At 69.3% G+C, this 3,692-nt stretch carries 2 protein-coding genes; both read left to right on the top strand.

Going from position 1 to position 3,692, the window contains the following annotated elements:
- Positions 1-122: 122 nt before the first annotated feature.
- Entirely contained in the window at positions 123-1,772 is a 1,650-nt protein-coding gene (locus GUY60_RS35705; protein ID WP_246236080.1) for a PucR family transcriptional regulator, read from the top strand.
- A gap of 417 nt (positions 1,773-2,189) precedes the next feature.
- Positions 2,190-3,653: an amino acid permease gene (locus GUY60_RS35700; RefSeq protein WP_187370210.1), complete on the top strand. Its 1,464-nt coding sequence runs from the start codon at positions 2,190-2,192 to the stop codon at positions 3,651-3,653.
- Positions 3,654-3,692: the final 39 nt, after the last annotated feature.

The following is a 3,692-nucleotide window of genomic DNA, read 5'->3' as shown; positions in this document are numbered from 1 at the left end:
AAGTCCGGGGGTGTGGTCCCGGGGGAGGGGCGGCGACCCCCTCCACGTTCCCGTGCAGCGCCCGGCACTCTTGTGGATAGCATCAGAGCCCCCTGGCAGGGCTCCCAGCAGAGGCGACGATCATGGATCCGGCCGCAGTTTCTCTTCCCGCACCGAGCATCGGCCTGCGTCAGTTGCTGATGGTGCTGGGTGACTCGTTGGTGGAGGTGCAGGCCGCCCCCGCCGGTCTCGACGTCGAGATACGTGGGGTGTCGCTGCTCGATCCCGAGGACCGGCCGACCGCGCGGCCGGGCGATCTGGTGCTCGTGATCGGTGCCCGTGGCCGGGCCGCTTTTCCCGCGCTGCGGGCCGCCGGGCGGGACGGAGCGGCCGCCGTAGTGGTCAAGGTGGACGGGCCAGGGCAGGCCGCGGTGCTCAGCGAGACCGCTGCCGACGCCGGGGTCGCCCTGCTCTCGCTGCGCAGTGAAGCGCGCTGGGAGCAGGTGAACGCGCTGGCGCGGGCCGCCCTCGACGACGCGCCGCAGGGCGACGCCGGGAAAGGGGCCGAGGAGGGCGACCTGTTCTCGCTCGCCCAGACCACCGCCATCCTCACCAACGGCATTGTCAGCATCGAGGACGCCGCCAACCGCGTACTGGCCTACTCCCGTACCACCGACTCCGACGAGGCGGACGACCTGCGTCAGCGCTCCATCCTCGGCTGGCAGGGACCGGAGGGGTATCTGGCGAAGCTGCGTGAGTGGGGTGTGTTCCAGCACTTGCACTCCAGCGACGAAGTGATCGCCATCGACAGCCACCCGGAGCTCGGCATCCGCCGTCGGCTCGCGGTGGCCGTCCGGTCCGGGGACCGGCAGTTGGGCTCCATCTGGGTGCAGGAGGGCGCGACTCCGCTGGCCGAGCGCTCGCGCGAGGCGCTCCTTGGAGCCGCCCGGGTCGCTGTGCTCCATCTCGTACGCCGTCGCAGGGAGCTCTCGGACGATGTAACGCTCACCCGGACCCTGCTGGCGGGCCTGCTCGACGGGAGCACCGGACCGCAGCCGCTGGCCACGCACCTGGGCTTCGACACCTCCCGCCCGGCCGCCGTCCTCGGCTTCTCGTACGGGACCACAGCGGCGTACGAGACTCCGGAGGTGGACGCCGGGCCGGAGCTGACCCACGCCGAGGTCACGAACCTGGTCTCCGTGCACATCGCCGCCCGGCACCGCAGTGCCCTGGCCACTCAGGTCGATCCCCGTATCTACGTGCTTCTGCCCCAGCTGCCCCGCGGCATCGACACGGACACGCTGCGCGGCTGGGCCCAGGAGATCACCGACGCCACCCGCCGCCACCTGGGCCTGCCGCTGCGCGGTTCGGTCGGCTGCCTGGTGCCGACGCTCGGGGAGGTCCCCGAGTCCCGCCGGGAGGCCGACCGCATTCTCGACGCCATGGTGAGCGCCGATGTGTCCACCGCGGTCGCCACGCTGCCGGACATCCAGGCGGAAGTGCTGGTCAGCGAGATGCTGACGTTGCTCTCCAGCCACCCAGAGATTCGGGATCCTCGGCTGACCGCCCTCATCGCGCACGACAGCCGGAACCAGGGACGGCTCGCCGAGACTCTCCTGACGTACCTGAACTCCCTCGGTGACATCCGGGCGGCCGCCGCCCAGCTGCATGTGCACCCCAACACGCTGCGGTACCGCCTGCGCCGGGCCGAGGAGCTGACCGGCCTCGATCTCAGCCGTCCCGACCAGCGTCTCCTTGCCATGCTTCAGCTGCGGCTGCCGTCGACCAGCTGACCCCGGTTCCGCATTGGACGGTCGCACAGCCATCGCGGGCGAGTTTGTTAAGCCTTCACAAACACTTGGCCCGGTGGCCCCCCATACGCTTGCGCAAATCCAATTCCGCGAGTGATGCGGCCCACCTCCCACGAGGAGACGGACGAAACGCGGACGTGCGGTGACGACACCATCACCAGTACGGCCTCCGGAAACCGCGTACCGCACCGAGCACCGAACCGCACCGCACTGCACCGCACTGCACTGCACCGAACCGCACTGTGAACGCTTCCGGGAATCGTCAGTGCCCTGACCGCTCCACCCGCGCACTCCCCTCCCCGCGCATGCCCGGCCCGACCGTCCCCGCCACCGAGGCGAACCGGCGATCCGGGCAGCTACGCCCTGCACGGCACTCCCAACCACTCAATGGATGTCGACATGACGATACGTCCCCCTGATTCGCTGGCCCCTGACACCGCCCCACCTACCAGTGGGCAGTCTCCGGAGCAGCAGCCAGGTCTGCAGGCCGGTCTCAAGAACCGCCATCTGTCCATGATCGCGATCGGCGGAGTGATCGGCGCCGGTCTCTTCGTGGGCTCCGCCTCCGGTATCGCCGCCGCAGGGCCCGGAATCCTGCTGTCCTACGCCCTGGTCGGCGCGCTCGTCGTCTTCGTGATGCGGATGCTCGGCGAGATGGCCGCGGCCAACCCCAGCTCCGGCTCCTTCTCGGCCTACGCGGACCGGGCGCTCGGCCGCTGGGCGGGGTTCTCGATCGGCTGGCTGTACTGGTTCTTCTGGGTCGTCGTACTCGCCGTGGAAGCGACGGCTGGCGCCGTGATCCTGGAAGGGTGGGTGCCGTCCGTACCGCAGTGGGCCTGGGCGCTGATCGTGATGGTGGTGCTCACCGCCACGAACCTGGTCTCGGTCGGCTCCTTCGGCGAGTTCGAGTTCTGGTTCGCGGGCATCAAGGTCGTCGCCATCGCGGGCTTCATCGTCCTCGGCGGCCTCGCGATCTTCGGTGTGCTGCCCGGTTCCGACCATGCGGCGACAGGATTCGGCAACCTCACCGAACACGGCGGATTCCTGCCACACGGGCCGGGCGCGATCCTCACCGGCATCCTCCTTGTCGTCTTCTCCTTCATGGGCAGCGAGATCGTCACCCTTGCCGCCGGTGAGTCGTCGGACGCGCAGCGGGCGGTGGCCAAGGCCACCAGGAGCGTGATCTGGCGCGTCGGTGTCTTCTACGTCGGCTCGATCCTCGTCGTGGTCGCCCTGCTGCCGTGGAACGACCCCGCGATCGAGAAGAAGGGGTCGTACGTCGCGGCCCTCGACTCGATCGGCATCCCCCACGCCGGCGAGATCATGAACTTCATCGTGCTGACCGCCGTGCTGTCCTGTCTCAACTCCGGCCTCTACACCGCCTCCCGGATGGCCTTCTCCCTCGGGCAGCGCGGCGACGCCCCGCGGTCCTTCGCACGGACGAACAAGCGAGGCGTCCCGCAGGCCGCGATCCTGGTCTCCGTGGCCTTCGGCTTCGTGGCGGTCGCCTTCAACTACCTGTGGCCCGACACGGTGTTCCAGTTCCTGCTGAACTCCTCGGGCGCGGTCGCGCTCTTCGTGTGGCTGGTCATCTGTTTCACGCAACTGAAGATGCGGGGGATCATCCTGCGCGAGAGCCCGGAGAAGCTCGTCGTCAAGATGTGGCTGTTCCCGTATCTGACCTGGGCGACCATCGCGATGATCGTGTTCGTGCTGCTCTACATGCTCACCGACGCGAAGGAGGGCGGCGGCCGGAGCCAGGTGCTGCTCTCGCTCCTCGTCGCCGCCGTGGTGATCGTGATCTCGTTGCTCCGGGAGCGGTCCCGCCGGAAGGACACCGAGGATGTGGTCGCGCAGCGGTAGCCGCCGCGAGCTGCCGTAAGCGGCTGGGGTGGGTGGGCT

Origin of the sequence: Streptomyces boluensis, from assembly GCF_009908195.1 — a bacterium.
Lineage (GTDB): Bacteria > Actinomycetota > Actinomycetes > Streptomycetales > Streptomycetaceae > Streptomyces > Streptomyces boluensis.
Note: the sequence above shows the minus strand (reverse complement) of the source record. Positions and strands in the feature narration are given on the sequence as shown.